The organism is Lysinibacillus sp. COL-1 (genome assembly GCF_059814265.1).
This window is the reverse complement of sequence record NZ_JCAWSJ010000004.1, coordinates 2,113,806-2,136,905: the sequence shown is the minus strand read 5'-3', so window position 1 is coordinate 2,136,905 and position 23,100 is coordinate 2,113,806. Positions and strand designations below refer to the sequence as shown.

Below are 23,100 nucleotides of genomic sequence, written 5' to 3'. Positions count from 1 at the left end.
TAGTCAAATGAAAGTAGCCCATCTGCTCAGTGCAAATGGGCTTTCTAACATATTAGCTTTAATTATTATGCTGTAAGAACTGATAAACCGCCATCATTTCCTGTTTATTCAGCTCACGAATGCGATTGAAAATAGGAATATTGGCAACTGCCTCAAGATGAGAGCCTTCTATTACTACATCACTGACAGTACCAGTTAGCCACGTTTCCACATCAATGCCATCAACAATTTGCTGGCGACCTTCATCGTTTATACCACTTGCACCACAGTTGACACATGGAACGGTTAATTTATGGACCCCATCATGCAATCCATCCTCTGAAAGCACCTTTTTCCCTTTGCAGAATGGACAACTATGACTAGCTTTTACTTTATTGATTTGAGTGACAATTTTTTTATAGCCAAATGCTTCATAAACATACGTTAATTTTTTGTATTTTCCATTCGTAAAATACTGGTCGATGATATTTTCTCTTGTCTCGTAAATATTGGCAAAATCACAGATGGTTACTTGGTTTTTTAGGCTGATGTTCTTTATATAATCTTGGATTTTGTCCCAGAATGGAAGTGCATTTTGTAGGACCATTTCATAGCCAACAAAGCTTGCTAGCTCTAATTCCAGCATTTTCAACGCTACTTGTATTTCTCTTGGCAATAAGGAGACATCTTGTAGAAGTGACATGTCACCCCCTACAATGGCTTTCAATTTTTCAAGTTGTGGTAAGTTCCCTACAGTTTTTATTACCACATCAAGAGGTTGACGAATCAAGTCACGAATATCTGTGTCCCCAAATTGTAATTTTTTCTGGTGGTTAAGCACAGTGCCATGACAAATTGGGCAAGGCATCATCTCTCTTGTTTCCTTCATTTGCTCCTTAATAAAGGATTTTGAAATGACGATATAGCGACCAATGATAAAGTTAAAACCTTCCCATTTCTTCGAAGATTTTGTTGCCTTATCATAAAAGGACTTATCCCAATACCCATATAAAAATGTATGCTTTTCTTCCTCAGTCATAGCATTGTAACTTTTACTAATGTCTTGACCAAGTTCATTTTTAATTTCTTCAAAAAGAAATTCCAGCTTCGCATGTTGATAGTATTTTAAGACCTCCATAATATCTGGGTGTAATAAGCCATCCCAAAATGGCACGTTTTTATCTTGTACGACTAGATCAAAATCGAATTTGGAAATTTCCAATCTCCCTGAACAGCTTGGACAATGATTGTCTTGGCTATAGAAATCGAAGCTTCTTGTATCCTTATTCGTTGGGTGTGCAGCGACAATATGATTAATCAGACCACCCATTTCATACAGAAAACTATACTGACTATATAAATGTCTTTCCAAGTCGATCGCAATAACAGGCGCTATTTTATTGGATTCGTAGTCACCGTAAATGAGACGTGCCATTGAAGATAGGCTTTTTAAAATGCCACCTTTATAAATATTTTCAGCCTTTTTAAAATAGCTGATAGGTTGGTCTTCTAAGTATTGAATACCATTTCTTGATGCGAGCGTAGACGCGATTTGTAATGGAGCCGTTTTTGTATAGTTAACCTGATTATAATAGTCCTCATGACAAACTACCTCAAGATGTGTCACAGGCTCCTGCTGTCTTTTACCAAAGTCTACAATGAAATCAGAGCTCTCTAACATATAGGTATTATGCTCAATCATGATGATAGAGATAGCTTCATCCTCAAGGATGTCCCTTACACTATCAATAAACTGGTTTAAAATGTTTTGAGATAATCCTTTAGAAGGCTCATCAAAAATAAACAGTGTATGTGGATTTCGCGAATTCGCAAATAACTCCGATACTAAATGCACACATTGGAATTCACCAGTCGACAGCGATTGTGTTTTTCTTTCCAGTGTCAAATAGCCTAGCCCTAGTTTAATTAGTAAGCTTAAACGTTTATGGGCGATATCTTCATGAGGAAGTTCATCAATAATGTCTTCAATCGAGCGTTGGAAAATAGCATCAATGTCCTCGCTATATTTGGTTAGTTTCTTTTTAATATCGAGGAAAGTTGCGACAGTTGATCGACTAGTAATGGACTGATTCCGATCCTGCCCGACCATCACTAGTTTGTCCTTTGGATAGCGTTTGACAAAATCTTTAGCGATACACTCATTCACAAGCGTTGATTTCCCACAGCCAGACTCCCCAGTAAAAGTAATAAGTCGGTTTTGCGGAATGGTTATTTCGTCCATTTGTATATTGCGGCAATATAAGTCTCGGAATTGATAAAAGGATGTTGGCTTTGATGGGTTTCGTTCTGAATAGATAGGCTGTGGTCGAGGAGATTCTTCCACGATTTTACCGCCGTATTTCCCACTCCCTGGTCCAAAGAATAGGTGCTTATTTGCCGTGTCTAGCACCGTATCTGAATGATCAATAAGCCAAATTTGGTTTTTAGTGCCCAACTGTTGGATTTGCTCTAAGATTTTTAGTAATGTGTCATGGTCAAGACCAACAGAAATTTCGTCGACAATAATGACCGTGTTTTCGCTAGTAGCCATGAATTCTGCTAAGTAAAGTCTTGTTAATTCTCCGCCCGACAATGTCCCCATAATACGATTTAATGTTAAATAGCCAATATTCATCTGGATAATATTTTGAAGAATATGTTGCTTCTCTTCACTTATATTTAATTCTTTTGATAAGGAATAGATCGTTTCGATACTGAAATTGTGAATATCAGAAATACTGTATGATTCATTCCATAAAGCTATTTTATGTTGCTCCACTTCAGGACTATAGCGTTTACCTGAGCATTTTTTACATTCTACATTTTTCGTCGTGCCACGTCCTTTACATGCAGGACACCAGCCTAATGCATTGTTAAAGGAAAACATCTCTGGAGAAAGTTGAAATTCATCCGCCAGTCGATTACGAATTTCTTTAAAAACACCCGTATGAGTACCAATCGTTGAACGTGGGTTGCTGGAGATAGAGGATTTTCCTAAAAAAAGTACGAGGGGCATATCCTCCATTTTGATGGCACTGAAGTTCGTTTCCATAATGTTTGGAAATAAATATTGATACTCCGCCTTAGGTAATAAAGAAACGAGACGTTTTTTGGATTCTTCCCCAATCGTTTGACAAAATGTCGTTTTCCCTGAGCCAGACAAACCGGCTATACCCAATGATTGATGTTCTGGTAAGACGACATCTAAACGGTTGATATTGTTGGCAATTAGTTGATTGATCTTCATTTAGTTATCCTTCCATGTCTAGTAAATTAAAAAATTTGAGTGAAAATGAAAGAACACAATTCTTGCTACGGAATTGCGCTCTCCTTGTTATCGTTTGATTTGTATTAGGCTAGTACTTTTTCAAGCTGTGTGCTCATATTCGTCCAAGCATATGTTGCCCCTTCGATTGCCCCTTGACGAGCTTTTGTTTCTTCGCTAAAGCCACTTTGATCAAGATGAAGCTGAGTCGTGCCATCTGAATCTTGTGTTAATGTCCATGTAACAGTCGTTGTTTCACCAGCACTTGTCCAAGTGTAAGATAATGTATGAGGCTCTTCTACTACAAGTACCTCACAGTCTACAATGCCGTCCCACCATTCATTTGGTTCAGCACGGAATTGAAATTTATGCCCAACGATTGGTTGGAAGTCATTATTCCAAATCCATTTTGCTAGCGTATCTGAATCGGTTAAAGCATGCCAAACCTGCTCGATTGAACTTGTAAATGTAAAATCTAATGATACATCTGGTTTCATTTTTTTTCCTCCAATAATAGATGTAATTTAGCGATTCTTTCTTTCCAAAATCCTTCATAAAACGATACCCAATCCTGTATTTCTTTCAACGGGGCCGCATTCAGCCGATACCTTGTCTCTCTACCTTCCTTGCGAGCAACGACAAGACCTGCATCTTTCAGGATGGCTAAATGTTTCGAAACAGCGGTACGCCCCATGTCAAATTGAGCGGTTAATTCGTGAAGCGGTAACTCATCTGTCTCTGCCAGTAAACGAATCAACTTTCGTCTTGTAGGGTCAGCAATGGCTACATAAACGTCACGCTCTTGATGATTATTATTCAAAACCACCACCCTTTCTAATAGGACACTAAATGGTGTCTTAATTATATGACACCATTTAGTGTCCGGTCAATGATTATTTTGGACAAAATGAGATGGATTCTATACCTATAAAGAAGAAACAGCCAAAATGCAAAAAAAGTACAGAGGTGAGAGCCTTTGTACTTTTCGTTCATTATTAGTATCTATTTCTTTAAATTTATTATGAGAGCCATGAAAACCAGAGTATGTAGTAAGCCTATATGTTGACTCATTGTTTTCTCTATTACTCGAAATCGTTTATTTAAGAAACGCTCATTTGTCTAATCAACTTGTTTCAGTATTTTTTCAATGCTTTGCCACTTTCAGAAATTTCGTGATAACCATTAATCAATTTAGCTTCCCTAACTCTCGCGCTAGCCAGCTAACATATTGCTTTTCTTGATGAAGAGTGGCAATCATTTTTCAACGATAAGGATTTGACAAAGCACTTAATACTAATAGTAATTCATCCCCATTTAATGTATTTTTCCTCTGTAATCATTTTATTACACACGACCATATACATTAAAAGGAAAAACCATGATCATCACAAGAAAGGCTGTGGATTTACGCTAGTTCTAAAGGTAAAAATGCATAGTCTCCATCTCTTATAATTGGACATTTGCGCACAGCTATTGGCTGCTGAAAAAGAGGGCCATCAATGACGGTTGTATGGAATTCTCCTCCCTCCCCGCACGGGTCAATCTTACGAGCTTCTAGTTCTAATACATATTCAGGGGTAAGTATTCGCCCTAAATCATCCTCAGTCATTCCTAAGGATAAGTTGACCGTGACAATCATCGTGATAAATCCTAAGTTAATAAATTCATCGACTGCTTCGCGATGGTCCATTTCCCATAATGGCATGCCTAGCTGTAACCCAGCATTTTTTGTGACCTTATCATGCCAGCAGCCATGTGCAGGCATATCTAAGTCACCTGTCACTAACACTTCTGCCCCCTGCTGTTTTGCCTTTTCTAAAAGGTGCATAAAGACACTTTCGTAGTCTGCCCAACTAGCTGCAGCCGTAAAGACAGGCAATCCGATCGAGTCAGCCTGCGCCTGGATAAGCTCAGGTGGCATGCCGTGTGACCTCGAACGTTTCCCTTCCTCCTCTAGCATCACAAGCAGTCCTACAGCCTGACCTACCTGGGATGCTTTATATAAAGCTAAAGTACTGTCCTTTCCACCACTAAATGAGGCAATAAATGGACGATTTTGTGCATTCTGTTTCCAGCCTGTTGTATCTGTCATTCCCTTATCTCCTTGTCAAAAATAGTCTGTTAGCATCCTTATCAAAAAATTGAGTCATAGTAGCATCATTTTTAATCGCTATATCCCCATTTCTTCAGGAAATTTTCAAGATATAACACCCCTTCATTTTATCATAAGTAGAATAAAAATCTGGCTAACTATGTTGGAGGGGCGCTATGAGTGATTATGTAACCATAATTAAGACAACTAATTGGGACAATGCCTGTTATTTTAGTAGGTTCTACAGTAATTGTCTTAAATCAAACGAGAGAAGTTCTACTTCAATTTCGTGCTGATATCGAAATGTGGGGATTACCTGGAGGAGTAATGGAGCCAGGGGAAACCCTTGAAGAAACAGCGAAGTGAGAGCTGTATGAAAAGACAGAATTGCATGCAAACAATCTTCAGTTTTTAACGATATTATCAGGTTATCAGGACTATTTTAAATATCCTAATGGGGGCGTAACGGCAGTCTTTTTAACTGATCAGACAGATGGATGGCGAAAGCTTAAAATTGGACTACTTCCCGAAAGCAAAGGATGTAATCGATCACCACCTCATAACAACAGCCTCCTAATTAAATAGGAGGCTGTTGTAGTCGTTATTAATAGGCTTGTGCAAACCAAACCGTATGTTTAGCTTCATTTCCACAGCCAATACATGTTGTTTTTGTTGTTGGTGGATTAAACGGCATATTACGAGATGTATATTTTGTTTCTTCCTTCACTTTTTCCTCGCATGCATCTTCTCCACACCAACCAGCTAGTACCCAGCCAGGAATTGTACCGTTTGCTTTGGCTGCTTCAATATGCTGTTGTAATTGTGGTAATGAATCAATCATTGTATGTGTGTTTGCTTCACGGAACTGACGTGCTTTTTCGAGTAAGCGCGCTTGCATGGTTGTTAATTCTTCTTCAATGGCTGTGATAATCGTAGCTAAATCAATTGTTCGTTTTTCCTCTTCATCACGGGCTTTAAGTAAAGCTTGATTGTTGTCAAGATCACGAGGTCCTAATTCAATGCGAACTGGCACCCCTTTTAGCTCCCATTCATTGAACTTAAAGCCTGGTGATTGGTCCGAATCGTCAAGGCGTACGCGAATGCCCTTCGCTTTTAAAGCGACAAAAATTTCATCTAGATGCTCCATAATTTGAGGGTTCTTTTTCCATGGTCCCACTGGAATTAAAACAACTTGAGTTGGCGCGATGCGAGGAGGTAAAACAAGCCCCTGCTCATCACCATGCACCATAATTACCGAGCCGATTAAGCGCGTAGATGTACCCCAAGATGTTGTGTGTACATACTCATGCTGGTTCGCTTTATTTAAATACTTAATGTTAAAGGCTTCTGCAAATTTCGTGCCTAAATAATGAGATGTACCAGCTTGCACAGCCTTGCCATTTTTCATCATCGCCTCAATCGAATACGTATCGACAGCACCTGCAAAACGTTCAGAAGGTGTTTTTTGTCCGTCATAAACTGGAATTGCTAGTACTTGTTCTACAACTTCTTTATAGATTTCAAGCATTTGCATCGTTTCTTGACGAGCATCCTCTTCATCGACGTGCGCTGTATGTCCTTCTTGCCATAAAAATTCAGATGTGCGAATAAAAGGAAGAGTTTTCTTTTCCCAACGGAAGACGTTTGCCCATTGATTAATCAAAACGGGTAGGTCACGGTAGCTTTTAATCCAATTGGAGTAAAGATGGCCAATCATCGTTTCAGACGTTGGACGTAGTGCCAGACGTTCTTCTAATTGTTCCCCTGCTGCCTCTGTTACCCAAGGTAGCTCAGGTGAGAATCCTTCGATATGATCCTTTTCTTTTTGGAAGAAAGATTCAGGAATAAGCATTGGGAAATAGGCATTACGATGCCCTGTCTCTTTAAAGCGACGATCCATTTCCTCTTGAATATGCTCCCAAATCTCATAGCCATCAGGTTTAAAGGCAATACAGCCACGAACAGGTGTATAATCCATTAAATCAGCTTTTTGGATAGTCTCAATATACCATTTCGAAAAATCTTCTAATTGTTTTGACATGTGATCTCCTCCAATTTTTGTTAAATCATTGTTGCCTTGGTGTAAGAAAAACAGTGCCATCTACCAGGGCGTTTAGCTTGTTTCAGCGAGCTGTTACTATCAAGCTGAATGAAAAAAGCACAAAGCTGTCCTCTGAATAAGGACGTCTTTGTGCTGGATAGACGTGGTACCACCTTGATTTAGCTTTAAGTAGAACTTAAAACCCTCTCACGTTTGGTAACGAAAACGACTCGGTTATGTTTGCATAACATCTCCGTGGTAGGTGTTCAGTAAAGAAGCGGTGATATAGCTCTCAGCAATTGCTATATTTTCTGTCTCACAATTCTTACTTACTTGGCCACATCATCAAATTGAATATTGTATGAACTGTTTGGCTTTATCCCACTTTAGCAAAATCATTCAGGAATAGCAATTCATAACTGGTCTATTTTGTCACAGAATTAACGATTAAATCTGTAAAATCATCTACAGACAATGGCTTACTGAAATAATAACCCTGCACATACTCACAGCCATGCTCACGAAGTACGTTCAATTCAGCTTCTTCCTCGACACCTTCAGCAACTACTTGAAGATTTAAAGCATGTGCTAAGGAAATCATAGCTGAAATCATCGCAATCCCTGATTTTTCAGGCACAATGTCACGGACAAAGGCACGGTCAATTTTAAGGACATCCACAGGGAATTTTTTTAAGTAGTTTAACGATGAATAGCCTGTCCCGAAATCGTCTAATGAAATCGTAATGCCCAATGCCCGTAATTGCTTGATGGTATCAATTAAATCTTCCGTATAATCAAGCATACTCATTTCCGTAATTTCAATTTCTAATAAGTGTGGGTCAATGCCTGTTTCTGCAATGACTTCACACACCATGTCCACAAAGCTACTTGTACTAATATGAATCGGAGAAATATTGACGGCTACGCGCAATGTTAAATTATGTGCTTCATTCCAAAAACGAGCTTGAGCACAGGCTTTATGTAATACCCAAACACCGATATCATTAATAAGCCCACATTCTTCTGCAAATGGAATAAAACGATCTGGTGGAATATGACCTAATTCAGGATCATACCAGCGTAGCAAGGCTTCCATGCCAATGACCGTATCTGTTTTTAAATCAATTTTAGGCTGGTAATGTAATTCTAAGCGGTCCTGTTTTAATGCTTGGTGTAATTTTGTTTCTAATAGAAGCCATTTATCGTTGGCTTCATCCATATTGTCACGGTATAAACGGTACTGATTTCCACGCGTAGATTTTGCTGCATACATGGCAATATCCGCATTTTTCAATAATTCTTCTACAGAGTTTGCATGATCTGGGAATATACTAATGCCGATACTGATGCTTGCATAAAATTCATAGGTATCGACGATGAAACTTTCATTGAAGACATTAATGATTTCTTTGGCCATTTCGTCAATGCGACTGACGTCATTTAAAATCATGACAAATTCATCACTATTGTGGCGATAGAATGAATTAGATGTATAATCAACATTTCGTAGACGATTCGACATTTCCACTAAAAACATATCGCCGATAATATGACCAAGCCCGTCGTTAATGTGTTTGAATCGATTCACATCAATGAAAAATAACGCAAATTTATCTCCTGTACGTCGAGATTGATGGAATTCATTTTCTAAACGCTGTTCTAGTTTACGACGATTTGGCAGTCCTGTTAATTCATCGTGATAGGCAATATGGGTAATTTTTTTTATGTCCTTTTGCGCTGTAATATCGACGCGAATGGCGATATATTGATAAGGCTTTCCCTTTTCATCAAGGAATGGGAAAATCGTTGTCTTTACCCAATATAAACTGCCATCTTTCGCACGATTGCACACCTCGCCATTCCACATATCACCATTACCTATTGTTCTCCACATCTCTCTAAAGAAAGATTTAGGATGGAAGCCTGAGTTAAGTAAACGGTGATCTTGACCTAATAATTCTTCACGCGTATACTTCGAAATTTTGCAAAAATGATCATTAACAAACGTAATTTTCCCGGTACGATCGGTAATCGCTACAATGATGGAACTATTCATGGCGGAAAAGATATCTTGTAATTCTTTTAGACTATAGTTCATTTGATTAATGCTATTAGGCGTGATATTCATCATTTTCATTCTCCGTTCATTAAAATATGAAGGGTTTGGTACTTTTGCTTTATCTTACAGCGAGGTATAAAGTTGTGGTATATCGCCCTTTTTTATGTAATTATATTATAGTCTTAGAAAAGCAGTTAATTCAACCCAAATATCAAAAACATCTAAAGCCCTATTTGAGGATTTATGAGAAAATAGCCAAAAAATAGCGGTTATAAACACCCTAAATTTACCTAATTGTAAAGTTTTTTGATACTTTTGTACTATTGAAAGTGCTTTCTTTAGGCTATTTATCTATTAAATACAAATTTCAATTATGCTAGATAAAGAGAATGCAGCTATGTAAATTTTTTGTGAAAGCAAAAATACCTTACGAACCCACAGAGGTAATAAGGTATTTTACAAGTTAAGAAACCTCATATTCGATTGACTCTTCTGATGATTTTGCATATTGGTTATATGCATGTAACTGCTCTTGCGATAAATTTAAAATATAATAGTGAAAATTAATAGGCTCTAGTCCGTGCTCCTCACATACTTGGCGGTAAAATTCATAACCCTCTCGATAATCTGTCACCCTTCTAACTTCCTTTCATGATTGCTACTAAATGTGGTTTTTGATTTTTGTTATATAACAGTAATATTATTTTCTAAAAATATATAACAGAGTATGATGCTTGTCAATAAATTATCTGAAATTTCTTTTAAAAATCGCAAAAGCCCGAACCATTGTATTTAGTATGGCTGGGCTTTTCATAAAATATTCACGTCGGCTTCCGTCATAACCACGTCCTTTAAATGCCTAATTGTTTTGCTTGCATGTTATAAGCAGACAGTTGTTGCTGTGATAACTGTAATACATAATAGCGGAAAGAAATTGGCTCTAACCCATAACGCTCACACATTTCACAATAAAATTCATAGCCGTCTCGATACTTTGTCATTAAAAATTCCTCCTTGATTTGAAAACTGTTTTATAACAGTTGTTATTATTTTTATTTAATATATAACAGATTATGTAGCACGTCAAGAGGTTATGATAGAAAAAGCATATAACAATAAAAGGAATTTGGCTCACACTTGTGTGCTCAAATCCCTCTATACTTACTTGCCATATGTTTATTTCATTATTTCTTGTATTTGCTCGATATGACGCTGCTCGTGTAAATACACCATTTCAATCCATTGATCGAGTGGCAATGTACCTAAGGCTGGGTGCTTCACAGCATATTTTGTTAAAATTTCAGGTTCTTCAATTGTTTGTAAAAAAGCGAGAAAATTCATTCTTGTTGTGGCTAGTAAATCTAGCATCTCCTGAACGGTAAAAGGCTGATCTATTGGCTCCACAATAGTTGGTGCTTGAAATTTTTTTGTTCTATCCAAAACAACAAGCTGAACATTTTTTCTTGCAGGTGATGATTGTTCTTGGGCTTGTAATCCCCATGTAATGGCTTTTTTGGCTGCTTCCTCTACTAACACAAGATGATGACAGATTTGTGCTACACTCCAGCTTTGTGCATCTGGTTTGTCATTAAAGGTTGTATTGTCTAAGTTTTGAATCGTTTGAAGTAATTGCGCCCTTGTTGCGTCGAATTGTTCTTTTGCTACTAACATCATAAGTTAACCCCCTTCATTTGGCATACTACTATATTCGACAGAGAGGGGTAAAAATCATCTCTCGCGCACAATATTAAAGGGATTATTTTCTAAAACATGTTGTAGCTGCTCGTCCTCTATATGCGTATAAATTTGAGTCGTCGCTACACTTGAATGTCCTAAGATATGCTGTAAGCTCCGAATATCTGCACCTGCTTTATACATCATAGTCGCAGATGTATGACGCAACTTATGTGGTGTAAGTCGTTCCTTTTGAAGACCTGATTGTTGATTAATGCGCTTCACGATTTTGGCAACAGTTTGGCGCGTAAAGCGTGTTCCTTTTTGTGAGACGAAAAGAGGCTCATCCCCGTCCCCCTTATAAGGCGTTTTCCCACTATTTTCATAATCTGCGAGTGCCTGCAAACAGCTATCGTTTAAGTAGACAGTACGCTCCTTATTGCCCTTCCCGACAACCGTTAAATAACGTCCTTGAATAGATGTTTTATTGAGCTGGCAAAGCTCCGTCACACGTATTCCTAAATTCAAGAAAAACATCATCATACAGTAATTTCTTGGTGATGCCTGATTTATCGGTATTCCATCGATAAATTGAGTAGCCTCTTGAAGATTCATATAAATTGGTCTTTTTCGGCCAATTTTTGGTGTTTCTAATTCTTCTGCTGGATTTTCCTCAATAAGTCGACGTTTTCCTTTTAAGTATTTGAAAAAGGATTTTAATGTCGCCACTTTTCGTGCCCTCGAAGCAGCAGAATTTCCTCGCTGTACTTCACAGTACTCCATAAAGTAATAAAGATCCTCTAATGTAATATCACGAATTTCTTCTATTGTAATAGTGGCAATATCAATGGCTACTAAATTTTCTATATCCAGATCCTCCTGGATTGCTTTATGGAAACGGAAAAATAAGGTTAGGTCATATTCATATTCTTTTCTTGTGCGCTGTGATTTTCCTTTGATGGTCGTCAAATAAACTAGAAAATCCTTCATGAATTTCGGTTGCTTGGTATTTTGCATGCTAATCACCTCTATTTGCTCTATTTTACCACGAAAAAACGTTCCCAAATATAAATTTGGGAACTTTATTGAAAAAAATGCCCTTTTTCATGATATAGAACAAATGTTCTTTTTAAGCAATAAAAAAATCCCCTTTTTTAAAAAAGAGGATTTCCTTTTAAATCTTTTGTGACAGTTGCAGGAAAATAGTCATAAAGTTCACGTTAAATGAATATTAAAATCTAGTATACTTCATCTTGATTCAGCTTAAATGCTGGTCTTGCCCACCTTCTACTAAACCGTCAAAAAGGGCTATGTCTTATGGCAATATCGGTGTGATTAATATCAAGTAACTTCTACTTGGTAGCTTGAGTATTGTTTATTTACTTGAAAACAAAGAGTCAGCAGCCATTACGAGGAGTCGCAATTTGCTTGCCCTGTGAGAAGCTTCGAAAAAATAGAAGATGGGTCACTACCCATGTCGATTCGTCTCACAACGAGAATGGTATTATTTTACAAAAACTGAATAAGCACCGTCTGCCTGTTTTGTTAGTGACCAGTTTGTCGATAACATTTGCTGAAGTCTTGCGACTGTCTCCTCATTACACGTTAAATGCTGGATACCTGTTTCTAACAGTTGGTAATCCTTCCCTTCTTCTAATTGAAAGCGAAGTTGCAATAAACGTTGGATGCCTGGCAATGTTACATACTTGATTCGATAATGGCCATGGTACGCTTCTAAGAATTGTTGTTCCCCTTCTTTATAAAGAGCCATTGTCTCATTAAATTCATAGTTTGGTACTTGTTCTTGCCAAGCTGATACATCCCCCGTACGTAAAGCGCGTAAGATCTCTTCTTCTGAAAAATTTAATTTAGATAGTTTATCTAATTCATAAGCTTGCATTAAATTAATGATGGTCATGATTGTTAGCTCCTTATATGTATTTATTCACAGTGTAACATGTTTTCACTACTACTTGAATTCGGAGGCGATCCATATGATGAATTTATATGATTCTAGTCTGTTTTTCGATGAAATGTTTGATGGCAATCAGCCGAAGCCTCATTATCAATCTTTTCATCATAAGCTATCCTTTTTTTCTCAGGAGCAACTTGAAGAAAAGTATCGACAAGCACAAGCAAGCTTTCTCAGACAAGGAATTACCTTTACGGTCTATGGAGCGCAAGATGGAACTGAGCGTACAATGCCCTTTGATTGTGTCCCCATTATTATTCCTCAAACGAAGTGGGCCATGATTGAGGCAGGCGTCAAACAGCGTGTGCAAGCCCTCAATTTATTTTTGCAGGATGTTTATGGGCAACAAAGGATTATTCGAGACGGTTTTATTCCAAGACAGCTTGTTGAAAATAATCCGTATTTTACGGCAACAATGATGGGTTTCCAAGTACCGATTGCGAATCATATATTTTTAGCAGGCATTGATTTAATACGGGATGAAAAGGGTGATTATCATGTATTGGAAGATAATTTACGCAACCCTTCTGGCATTTCCTATGTCTTTGAAAATCGTGATGTCATGAAGGAAGTGTATCCTGAATTTTTCTCTAAGCATACCATCCAACCACTTGATAAACACATCGCTTATATGAAAAAAGCACTTCTTGTGCACCGCCCACCTTCCATGCAAGCAGAGAGAGAGCCTAAAGCCGTGCTACTAACAGCTGGCATGTACAATTCAGCTTATTACGATCATGTCTTTTTAGCCCAGCATTTAAATATACAGCTCGTAGAGGGTCGTGATTTAGTGGTACAGGATTTGAAAGTATATATGAAAACTATTTATGGTCTACAGCAAATAGATATTATTTATCGTCGTATTGATGATGATTTTTTAGATCCTGTTGTCTTTCGTGAGGATTCTTTATTGGGTGTTCCTCATTTAATGGCTGCCTATCAAGCGGGGCATGTCACCATCTTAAATGCTGTTGGCAACGGGGTTGCTGATGATAAAGCAATGTATGCCTATGTACCAGAGATGATTCGGTATTACTTGCAGGAGGAGCCTATTTTACCGAATGTGAAAACCTATCATTTAGGAGATGATAAGCAACGAGCATGGGTGCTAGAACATATTCAAGAGCTAGTCATTAAGAATGTGAGTGCCTCTGGCGGCTATGATATGTTGATTGGCCCGCATGCTAGTGAGGAAGAGATTGCTTTGTTTAAGCAAAAAATTAGCAAGCAGCCATTTCAATATATTGCACAACCAACGATTAAATTGTCTAGAGCCCCTGCCTTTCAAAATGGACGATTCTATCCTTGTCATGTCGATTTACGAGTTTATGTCACGAAGGGTGAGGATTGTTATGTGTTGCCTGGCGGTTTATCTCGAGTGGCACTACAAGAAGGATCACTTGTCGTAAATTCCTCACAAGGCGGTGGTGCTAAGGATACGTGGATACTAAAGGAGGAGTTGCAGCATGCTAAGTCGAGTAGCCGACGCGCTGTACTGGATGGCACGGTATAGTGAACGCACACAATCAAATGCACATATATTACAGGTACAGCTGTTGAATATGTTGGAGCAATCGGGGCAAGAACATGCTTATCTTGATCATTGGGAGGCTGTCTTAGCTATTTGTGCCTCTAAGGAGGGATATTTAGCGAATTACTCAGCCATACGTGTCAACCCATTGATTGACTATCTACTTTTTTCCGAGAAAAATGGCAATGCCCTCCACGTTACATTACGTGCCATACGAGAAAATGCACGGGTTACGCGTGATAGTATACCAACTGAGCTATGGGAAATACAAAATGCCTTTTATTTAACGAAGCAACAGGCCATACTGACAAGAGAACGCCCAATCCCACTTATTGAACTTCAAGCATTTTTACAGGAAGTAAGAAAAACTCTATGGATGGAGAACGGGTTAATCGAGAGCACGATGGATCGTGATCTTCCCTTTTATTTCATGCAGGTTGGCAAATGGCTTGAACGAGCAGAAAAAACGTTGCGGATGACGTTAAGTATAGTGGAACAACAGAAGCTGTCGGGCCTATCCCTGTTAGAGGATGATGGTAGCTTTTTATTGGCGCTTACAGCAGCAAGAGAGTCTTATATGCGGAAACATTGCCAGACGAATTTACTTGCGGTTATTCGCTATTTAGTACAGGATGAGCATTTCCCATGTTCTGTGATGTTTTGTCTAAAGAAAATAGAGGAAGCTATTACGGCGATTGAACATGATTCTTTATCCTCAAGATTTTTAACACTGCATACAAGCATTCGTAGCCTCATCCTAGCAATCAATCATCTTGATTTTTGGCAAATGACTCTTGAAGAAACGATGACTATAATGGAGGAAAGACTGTCGCAATGTATAGCTTTTAGTGATACCTTTTCGACAGTTTATCATTTATATGAACCCAGCATACAACCTTGAAAGGAACCCACCACAGCTCCCTTTCAACAGGCAAGTCAGTAAGCAGAAGGAAGCGGACACGATGAAATTTGAAATTCAGCATACCAATATTTTTCAATATGAGTCTGAAGTCGATCAAAGCTTGAATACGATTCGTTTAAAGCCTCGCAGTGATGAGCGGCAGCGATTATTATCGTATCGAATTGCCATTACGCCCTCCTCATTGACCCGTGAGCATACGGATATTTGGGGTAATACAGTTGGTTCTTTTTATATACCGGAGCAGCATCAAATACTCGAAATTCATACATCTTCGATTGTTAGTATTCAGCGTGCACCATTTATTCATCGTATTCAATATTCGCCCGAAATGCAGACCATTTTCCATTCACAGCTATTTTATGAGCATTATTTACCGTATTTAAAAGCAACTCATTTTACTTTTATGACCGATCAGCAATTAGAGGAAGTTTATCATGCGATTGGTCATGCTGAAAATCCAGTGCTCTTTTCACTTAATTTAATGCAATATTTATATGCTAGCTTTGAGTATGATCCTACAGCGACAGTTGTAACGACAACAGCAAGTGAGGCATTTGCATTAAAACGGGGTGTTTGTCAGGATTTCACCCATGTCATGCTAGCTGTTTTGCGAGCTAAAGGCATTCCCGCTCGGTATGTCAGTGGTTACTTATATGTGGATGAAAATTCAGCCCTCATTGGTGATAGTGCTACACATGCCTGGGTGGAAGTCATGATACCAGGTATTGGCTGGATTGGTCTTGATCCAACAAATAATGTAGAAGTTTTAGAAAATCATATTATTTTATGTATAGGTCGCGATTATAGTGATATTAGCCCTGTTGAAGGTGTTTATAGTGGAGGCAAGCATGATTTAACGGTCAAAGTGAGTGTCAAAGCATTGAATCATTTATAATAGGCGTGCAGTAATGGTGATAAATCGCGATTACTGCACGCTTTTATTCGAAGCGTTGCTGTCTTTCTGTCAGCACCCATTTCCTCACATAGCCCATTTCTTGTTGGATATGCTCCAGCGTTTTTTCCTGCTGAAAAGCCCGTTGCATAACGGTATATCGCAAATCGGTTGCTCTTATGTTTTTTCCTATATCTTGTGACATCGTTTGAAAAATACGCTCCACCGTCTTCGTTGAAATTGGCTTCACAATACTTGCCTCACTTACCCAAACCCATTCCCCTACCTCTTGCCCATGTAAAACTGTTGTCGCTAGTTTATACTGAGCTAGCATGTCCATTAGTACAGGAGAACATTTTATTTCTCGACGGCCATTTCGATTCGCAATAAAAAGGGTTGCCTTTTCTTCGTTAAAATGAGTCCATTTCATTCGCACAAGCTCTGCAGGCTTACAACCTGTTTCCATCAACATTTGGACTATACAGCCATTGCGTCTAGCCAGCCAAGCATGCTCCTCTGTTTTTGCATATTGAAAATAGGTTGGCCAAACGTTGGCAATTTGCATAATCTGCGTATTGGTCAGTACTTGCAGCACCTCTTTTTGCCTTTTTTTCGGCTGTAAAATGGGCTGATAATCAAAAGGTGTCACCCATTCTCGTAAAAAAATAAAGTCTACAAAGCCTCTCAATGTCGCTATTTTATGGTTAAATGTATTGATATTGCAGTAGGTTTCCTTGAGATAGTCACAATAAAGCTGTAATAGATTTTTTAATTGATGATCCACATACAAGTATTGGTGTTCATGGGCGAACGTTAAAAATTGCTGTCCATCTATGTTGTACTGCTTTTTTGTGGCAGCACTTTTTTTCAATGATTGCAGCAGTAAGATGTAACTATTCCATGCTTCCTTGAGTGTGACCATATAGCCCCTCCTTGTTTGCTGTGCGTCATGTTATTTTATTTTACTATATTTTGGGTGCGTGTGTTTCAATTCATTTTATAATAATTTAGTGTCGGATAATCTGTAATATCGATACACAAGCCGCTTCCAGTCTTCAAATGCCCCTTACGTGCATAAGAAACATATGTTCCTACAGTAGTTTCTCATATCTTTTGCTTTCTTACAATAGTAAATTCCGCTCCTCTGTTATAGAACAATAAATGCTAACTATTCCCTACATTCTTGTATAACAACGCAATTTTATGTGAAAATTCATATCATTTCATGTTTATAGTTGATTGTGTTATATAATAAAGATAGACATTAATACGTAGGAGGCTTTCCACTATGCAAGTAAAGACGACACGATTGGAAGCAGAAGATGCAAAAATCATTTATCAAGAAACAGCTGGACTAGCGATAATTACGATTCACCGACCACAGGCAAAAAATGCGTTAACCGCAAACATGTGGGATCAATTAGCAAAGATTGCACTACAAGTATTAGACAATCCGAAAAATAAAGTACTCATTTTACGAGGCTCTGGTCAAAGCTTTACCGCAGGCTCTGATATTAAAGAATTCAATGCCATCTCACTTGAACAAGCCGAGGAGGCGTTTGTACATATGGAAAAAACCATTTCCACAATTGAGCGCCTTCCGATTCCAACAATCGGCGTCATCAACGGGCCTGCGATGGGGGCTGGTTTAGAATTGGCATTAGCTTGTGATATCCGCATTGGCTCAGACAAAGCCAAGCTCGGCATTCCTGTCGGAAAATTAGGCATCACCATAAACAATAAATTTGCGCAACGTTTAGTACAGCTCGTTGGCCCTGCGACCACAAAGGACTTAGTCTTTACAGGACGCATGTTTAAAGCGGAGGAAGCCTTCAAGCTTGGGATGCTTAACTACTTAGTAGCCGAAAAGGATTTAAATAAATATATGATTCGCATGGGCAAGCTTGTGGCAGGCATGTCACCAGAGTCCTTGCTTGCTGTGAAGCAATCCGTTCAAGAATGTCTCGATAGTGTGCCGACATTATGGCAAGGCTCTTCACCGTTTGTAGGCAGCGATTTCGCCGAAGGCTGTCGTGCCTTTGTGGAAAAACGTCAGCCACAGTTCAGCCGTCAACCAAAATAAAAACAGGTACTCTCGTCGCAAAGTGCGTTGGGAGTACCTGTTTTTCACGACTTTTTCTTTTGTATAGCCGTCTTGACATGAACATGAATCGCATCTAATTCATAGCCAAATTGTAAATAAAACGCCTTCTGCACCGCCTGCTGTAGCTCTAGTAAACGCGCTGCTAATGGATAATCTATCGGTAGCTTTACTTGTATGGTCAGAATAGCTTGAGCCTGATCTCCTAACAAAAATTGGGCCTGTTCCACCTTTTGTACAATTGCTTGTTGACTACAGCAATACGTCAGTAGCTGAACATAAACATGCTTGCTAATTTCAATGTACTCCCGTTGAAAATCAGGTCGCACTATCGTTGTTTCCCCGATTTTTTCGCGCTTTGATGAAAAAATCTCCATGCCCTTTTGTACCAATCGTTTAAAAAAGTTTTGCTCCACTTGTCGATAAGGAATTGGCATCACATGCTTGCCCTGCGTTTGACGAATAAAACGAGCTTTTTGAATTTCCTTAAAGGAACGAACATCCTCCACATCGTAATAATGTTCAATGGGTCCAAGATCTAGCTGCTTAGCAATACTATTCGTCATTTTAGTGGATGTCCCAATCAGTAAAATGGACTGCACCTTATGACTTGCTAACGCTTTTTTGACAGCCTCACGATGTTCCTGTTCCGTAAAAATGGCACGTCGTACAGCGGTAATTGTATTTTTTTCGAATTTGGCAGAAATGCCAGCAACTCTTATTCCATTGACAATGAGAAGACCATCATCAATGATAGCCTCCACTCCTAATTTATGAGCAAAGGCAAGGGCACTCGTACTTTTGCCTGTGCCGCTTGGTCCACTTAACGAATATACCTTCACTGCCCTCTCCCTCCCTTACTAAATGGTTTGCGTATCAGGTAGTATCATTCATACATGCTTCGAAATAGTGTGCATGCCGCAACTATGGTATTCCGCATAGTATCATAGTCAGCAGCTGCGTAGGTTTTTACATACAATGCCCGCTAGTCCGCTGGCATATAGCTTTTTTAATACCTCCCTATCTTGGCTGTAGACAATTGAAAATCGTAATGCTGAACGATTCAGCATGTTTTGTAAAGACTGCCTCGTCGTACACTTGCATAGGCAGCTTGTTTTGCCCATACTCATCCAGCATTGCCACTGTCAATAATAGGGGAACATCAATACGATGGCTATCCTTTAATACTATTCAGTATGTATAGCTGTAAGCAAAGTCTATGTCCGATCTTGTAAAAAGGAGGTTGTTTCTGTTACGGCGCAGACAATAGTGAAATCTTGCAACATATCGTTCACTACTGAGTCAGCTATTCAATCGTTAAGATGCATGCTCTCCCCACCTGAAAAACTTTATACTCAGTATAATACAATTTTCTCTTTGAAGGTATTTATAGTCGCTTATCCCAACATCAGACAATCTATTTTCGCTAGCCTATGCACACATCCTCTACATTATATAAATATTTTCTTTTTTCAGAATATCTGCCCATTTCTGTGCTTTAGTATGATAAAATGTGTACTACTATTCTGTTATCTCGCATAAACAGGCCCGTAAGCAAACAATGGTCTGTTAAAGCCCGATTTGTGCAAACAAACAATTAGCGTAGACAAGAGAATCATCTACGGATTGACGTTGCACTTTATACAACGATAAGGAGTGTACTAGTTTTGAAAATCGTACCATCTAAAAAAATGTCATTATTTACACCAGCAATTTTCGGAGATTTGAAAAATTTTGCCCGTGAGCAGCAAGCAAAGGGCATGACCTTGATTGACTTAAGCTTAGGAAGCCCTGATCTTCCTCCACATGCCAAAATACGTGAGCATCTTTCTTATCGCGCAGGGTTAGCTGAATCTTACGGCTACACACTGACAGGCACACAGCGTTTTTATGAAGCCGTTAGTCGCTACTATAAGCGTCGTAGCCATGTCGATTTAGATCCCGCTACGGAAATTATTCAAACTATTGGCTCTCAAGAAGGCCTTGTCCATTTACCGATAGCCTTTTGTGACCCAGGAGACATCGTGTTATCCACAAACCCAGCCTATGTTGCCTATGATGCAGGAATTCACTTAGCAGGGGCAACACCTTATTACATGCCTCAAACGGCCGATAATGGTTATTTACCTGACTTAGACGCTGTCCCAGAAGAAATTGCTGAGAGAGCAAAGCTATTGATTTTAAACTTACCAGGGAATCCTGTACCAGCGATGCCGTCCTTAGCGTATTTTGAAAAAGTCATTGCCTTTGCCAAAAAATATAATATTATCGTCCTTCATGATGCGGCATACTCCGAGTTTTATTTTACAGGTGACGGTCCGATTAGTTTCCTTGCAGCACCAGGTGCAAAAGAAGTCGGCATGGAGATTAACTCCCTCTCCAAAAGCTTTAGTCTTGCAGGAACGCGTATTGCCTATATCGCAGGAAATGCTGAAATGATCGCCGTTATTAAGCAATTAAAATCAAATTTAGACTTCGGTATTTTTGAGCCTATTCAAGATGCAGCTGTCGTCGCACTTGATAACGCAGAAGAAATTACGGAAAGCTTACGTGCCACATTCTCAGAACGTCATAAAACCCTGATGAACGGCTTACAAGCATTAGGCTGGGAAGCCGCACCATCTGATGGTGGAATGTTCGTATGGGCAAAATATCCGTTCGATATGGACTGTACAGAACTAGCCTTTCAATTAATTGAACAAGTTGGCGTTGTAACCGTTCCTGGCACCGTATTTGGTACGGCTGGACAAGGCTATTTACGTTTAGCATTGGTGCAACCAAAGGAACTTCTTCAAGAAGCTGTTGATCGCTTAGCACAAGTGCAATTACTGGCACAAAGCTAGTGCTTTTGAAAAATAATAAACCCTTCTAACCTTGTCTGTTAGAAGGGTTTTACTATGACTATTCAGGAATGTTAAATCCACACATCATTTTCAGCAGTTAGCTCTGATTGTGCTTCGCCTGTATTGACAACCCCCATCGGCTCTACAAGTAGAATTTTACACTCAGAAGCCGCATAAGGTTTATGTTCAACATGGCGTGGTACGACAAACATCTCTCCTTCATTTAAACGCACTTCTCCATCTCTGAATTCGATGATTAGCTGCCCTTCAATGACGATAAACACTTCATCCGTATCATCATGTTTATGCCAAACAAAATCCCCTTGTACTTTAACTAATTTAAATTGATAATCATTCATTTCAGCAATCACTTTCGGAGACCAATGCTCTTGAAACTTAGTTAATTTTTCTTGAAAATTAATCGGTATGTATGTCATGCCCTTTTCCCCCATCCTTTTGATGAATCTACTAATAAGGATAACACACATTAAAAAAACAGCTACTGTCAAACGGCAGTAGCTGTTTTTATCACACATCATATTTTTGATGAACATCATCTTCGTAACGGTTGTAACGCTGTTTAAAGAGCTTGAATAAATGGGTCACCAGCACCTTAAAGATCGCATAGCCTGGAATCCCTAAAATAACACCAGGAACACCGAATAATGAGCCTGCCGTTAATAAGACGAAAATGATCGTAATTGGGTGAATACTGAGTGATTTCCCCATGATTTGAGGAGAAATGAATTTTCCTTCGATTAATTGAACAATCGTCCATACAATCGCCAGCTTAATCAACATCAATGGAGATGTGACAAGGGCAATAATAACGGCTGGTGTAATGGCAATGACTGGCCCCAAATAAGGAACTACACTTGTAATCATCGCTAGGAATCCAAGCAATAAAGCATATTTCATGCCAATGATTAAAAAGCCAATGGTCACCATTGCTCCAATACACATAGATACTAAAATTTGCCCCTGTATGTATGAACTAATTTGCTTGTCCATGTCATGGAAAATTTCAGTGACTTCTTTACGCATACGTGGTGGGCACACTTTCAGCATAAATTTCGGTAATTTTTCGCCCTCTTTTAATAAGTAAAATAAAATGAATGGCACCGTTACAAGTGATAGCACAATACCTGTTAAGGTTGAAAGGAAGCCCGTAATACCTGTGGCCACACCTTGCGCTACATTTGCAGCTGTTTCCCTTACAGTTTTCACCATATCTGTAGTGAAGTTTTTAACCACTTCATTGTAATCAAAATTAATTTTATCTAAATAATCGTTAAAACGTGAATTGTTCAAGAATGCAACGATATTTTGTGTAAACTTCATGAAATACTCTGGGAATTCCTGTGCTAAGTTCGTGAACTGGTCGCGTAAAAATGGATAAACCAACACAACGAGTAGTGTAATGACACCAATAACCGCAATGTATAGTATTAAAATCCCCCAAATTCTTGGGATTCGCCATCTGACCAAGATCGCCAACAATGGACGCAATAAATAGTAGCCTATGACGGCTAGTACCCCTGGTAAAATCACTACTTCAAATAATACTTGTAACGGGGTAAAGATAAAGGAAACCTGATTAAACATAAAAATAACACATGCAACTAGTAATAAAATCACCAGCATAAATAATAGGTTTCTACCACCTAAAAAACGAATAAACTTGGTTGCTAATAGGCTTGAACGCTCTTTTGGTCTTTCTTTTTCCATA

At 38.8% G+C, this 23,100-nt stretch carries 21 protein-coding genes and 1 other annotated feature; of the genes, 6 read left to right on the top strand and 15 right to left on the bottom strand.

Annotation, left to right across the window (positions count from 1 at the left end; translation table 11 throughout):
• Positions 1-58 precede the first annotated feature (58 nt).
• The 4 genes from AC6BKE_RS18945 to AC6BKE_RS18930 form a co-directional block, all read right to left on the bottom strand.
• Positions 59-3,226 (bottom strand): ATP-binding cassette domain-containing protein, encoded by a 3,168-nt coding sequence (locus tag AC6BKE_RS18945; RefSeq protein WP_036126403.1) that lies wholly within the window; start codon positions 3,224-3,226, stop codon positions 59-61.
• Between the two features lie 104 nt (positions 3,227-3,330).
• Positions 3,331-3,741, bottom strand: a complete 411-nt coding sequence (locus tag AC6BKE_RS18940; protein WP_036126406.1) for an SRPBCC family protein — start codon at positions 3,739-3,741, stop codon at positions 3,331-3,333.
• Positions 3,738-4,064: an ArsR/SmtB family transcription factor gene (locus AC6BKE_RS18935; RefSeq protein ID WP_080717129.1), complete on the bottom strand. Its 327-nt coding sequence runs from the start codon at positions 4,062-4,064 to the stop codon at positions 3,738-3,740. The genes AC6BKE_RS18940 and AC6BKE_RS18935 overlap by 4 nt, the downstream gene beginning before the upstream one ends.
• 585 nt (positions 4,065-4,649) lie before the next feature.
• Positions 4,650-5,336 carry a Dph6-related ATP pyrophosphatase gene (locus AC6BKE_RS18930; RefSeq protein WP_499857665.1) on the bottom strand — a complete coding sequence of 229 codons (687 nt, stop codon included), beginning with the start codon at positions 5,334-5,336 and terminating at the stop codon, positions 4,650-4,652.
• A 219-nt stretch (positions 5,337-5,555) separates the two neighbouring features.
• Here AC6BKE_RS18930 and AC6BKE_RS18925 point away from each other — a divergent pair, with 219 nt between their 5' ends.
• Complete coding sequence (locus AC6BKE_RS18925; RefSeq protein ID WP_499857664.1) at positions 5,556-5,702, top strand: NUDIX domain-containing protein; 147 nt, start codon at positions 5,556-5,558, stop codon at positions 5,700-5,702.
• 238 nt (positions 5,703-5,940) lie between these two features.
• Here the strand turns inward: AC6BKE_RS18925 and proS are convergent, their stop codons facing one another.
• The 7 genes from proS to AC6BKE_RS18890 all read right to left on the bottom strand — a co-directional run bounded on the left by proS (position 5,941) and on the right by AC6BKE_RS18890 (position 13,028).
• Entirely contained in the window at positions 5,941-7,377 is a 1,437-nt protein-coding gene (proS, locus tag AC6BKE_RS18920; RefSeq protein WP_058844416.1) for a proline--tRNA ligase, read from the bottom strand.
• 135 nt (positions 7,378-7,512) lie between these two features.
• Positions 7,513-7,732 (bottom strand) — a binding site (T-box leader).
• A 69-nt stretch (positions 7,733-7,801) separates the two neighbouring features.
• Entirely contained in the window at positions 7,802-9,508 is a 1,707-nt protein-coding gene (locus AC6BKE_RS18915) for a putative bifunctional diguanylate cyclase/phosphodiesterase (RefSeq protein WP_271913421.1), read from the bottom strand.
• Positions 9,509-9,899: 391 nt separating this feature from the next.
• Positions 9,900-10,070, bottom strand: coding sequence for a hypothetical protein (locus tag AC6BKE_RS18910; protein ID WP_058844418.1), 171 nt, complete (start codon positions 10,068-10,070; stop codon positions 9,900-9,902).
• A gap of 217 nt (positions 10,071-10,287) precedes the next feature.
• A complete protein-coding gene (locus AC6BKE_RS18905; RefSeq protein WP_036126419.1) occupies positions 10,288-10,437 on the bottom strand; it encodes a hypothetical protein in 150 nt (49 codons plus the stop codon).
• 175 nt (positions 10,438-10,612) lie between these two features.
• Positions 10,613-11,110: a DinB family protein gene (locus AC6BKE_RS18900; protein ID WP_499857663.1), complete on the bottom strand. Its 498-nt coding sequence runs from the start codon at positions 11,108-11,110 to the stop codon at positions 10,613-10,615.
• A 54-nt stretch (positions 11,111-11,164) separates the two neighbouring features.
• Positions 11,165-12,127: a tyrosine recombinase XerC gene (locus AC6BKE_RS18895; protein ID WP_499857662.1), complete on the bottom strand. Its 963-nt coding sequence runs from the start codon at positions 12,125-12,127 to the stop codon at positions 11,165-11,167.
• 487 nt (positions 12,128-12,614) lie between these two features.
• Positions 12,615-13,028 (bottom strand): hypothetical protein, encoded by a 414-nt coding sequence (locus AC6BKE_RS18890; RefSeq protein ID WP_036126425.1) that lies wholly within the window; start codon positions 13,026-13,028, stop codon positions 12,615-12,617.
• A 76-nt stretch (positions 13,029-13,104) separates the two neighbouring features.
• Between AC6BKE_RS18890 and AC6BKE_RS18885 the strand changes: the two genes are divergently transcribed.
• The 3 genes from AC6BKE_RS18885 (at position 13,105) to AC6BKE_RS18875 (ending at position 16,430) form a co-directional block, all read left to right on the top strand.
• Positions 13,105-14,595, top strand: a complete 1,491-nt coding sequence (locus AC6BKE_RS18885) for a circularly permuted type 2 ATP-grasp protein (protein WP_499857661.1) — start codon at positions 13,105-13,107, stop codon at positions 14,593-14,595.
• Positions 14,549-15,514, top strand: a complete 966-nt coding sequence (locus AC6BKE_RS18880) for an alpha-E domain-containing protein (RefSeq protein ID WP_342545210.1) — start codon at positions 14,549-14,551, stop codon at positions 15,512-15,514. Before AC6BKE_RS18885 ends, AC6BKE_RS18880 begins: the two co-directional genes overlap by 47 nt.
• A 61-nt stretch (positions 15,515-15,575) precedes the next feature.
• Entirely contained in the window at positions 15,576-16,430 is an 855-nt protein-coding gene (locus AC6BKE_RS18875) for a transglutaminase family protein (RefSeq protein WP_036126429.1), read from the top strand.
• A 43-nt stretch (positions 16,431-16,473) separates the two neighbouring features.
• Here the strand turns inward: AC6BKE_RS18875 and AC6BKE_RS18870 are convergent, their stop codons facing one another.
• Positions 16,474-17,349: a tyrosine-type recombinase/integrase gene (locus AC6BKE_RS18870; RefSeq protein WP_036126431.1), complete on the bottom strand. Its 876-nt coding sequence runs from the start codon at positions 17,347-17,349 to the stop codon at positions 16,474-16,476.
• A gap of 366 nt (positions 17,350-17,715) precedes the next feature.
• Between AC6BKE_RS18870 and AC6BKE_RS18865 the strand changes: the two genes are divergently transcribed.
• A complete protein-coding gene (locus AC6BKE_RS18865) occupies positions 17,716-18,510 on the top strand; it encodes an enoyl-CoA hydratase/isomerase family protein (protein WP_036126440.1) in 795 nt (264 codons plus the stop codon).
• A gap of 44 nt (positions 18,511-18,554) precedes the next feature.
• Here the strand turns inward: AC6BKE_RS18865 and AC6BKE_RS18860 are convergent, their stop codons facing one another.
• Complete coding sequence (locus tag AC6BKE_RS18860; RefSeq protein WP_036126442.1) at positions 18,555-19,370, bottom strand: AAA family ATPase; 816 nt, start codon at positions 19,368-19,370, stop codon at positions 18,555-18,557.
• A gap of 825 nt (positions 19,371-20,195) precedes the next feature.
• Between AC6BKE_RS18860 and AC6BKE_RS18855 the strand changes: the two genes are divergently transcribed.
• Positions 20,196-21,371, top strand: a complete 1,176-nt coding sequence (locus AC6BKE_RS18855; protein ID WP_058844421.1) for an aminotransferase class I/II-fold pyridoxal phosphate-dependent enzyme — start codon at positions 20,196-20,198, stop codon at positions 21,369-21,371.
• A gap of 71 nt (positions 21,372-21,442) precedes the next feature.
• Here the strand turns inward: AC6BKE_RS18855 and AC6BKE_RS18850 are convergent, their stop codons facing one another.
• Together AC6BKE_RS18850 and AC6BKE_RS18845 are read right to left on the bottom strand one after the other, a co-directional pair.
• Entirely contained in the window at positions 21,443-21,808 is a 366-nt protein-coding gene (locus AC6BKE_RS18850; RefSeq protein ID WP_340811108.1) for a cupin domain-containing protein, read from the bottom strand.
• A 91-nt stretch (positions 21,809-21,899) separates the two neighbouring features.
• On the bottom strand, positions 21,900-23,099 hold the full coding sequence (locus tag AC6BKE_RS18845) for an AI-2E family transporter (protein ID WP_141904389.1): 1,200 nt from the start codon (positions 23,097-23,099) through the stop codon (positions 21,900-21,902).
• Position 23,100: the final 1 nt, after the last annotated feature.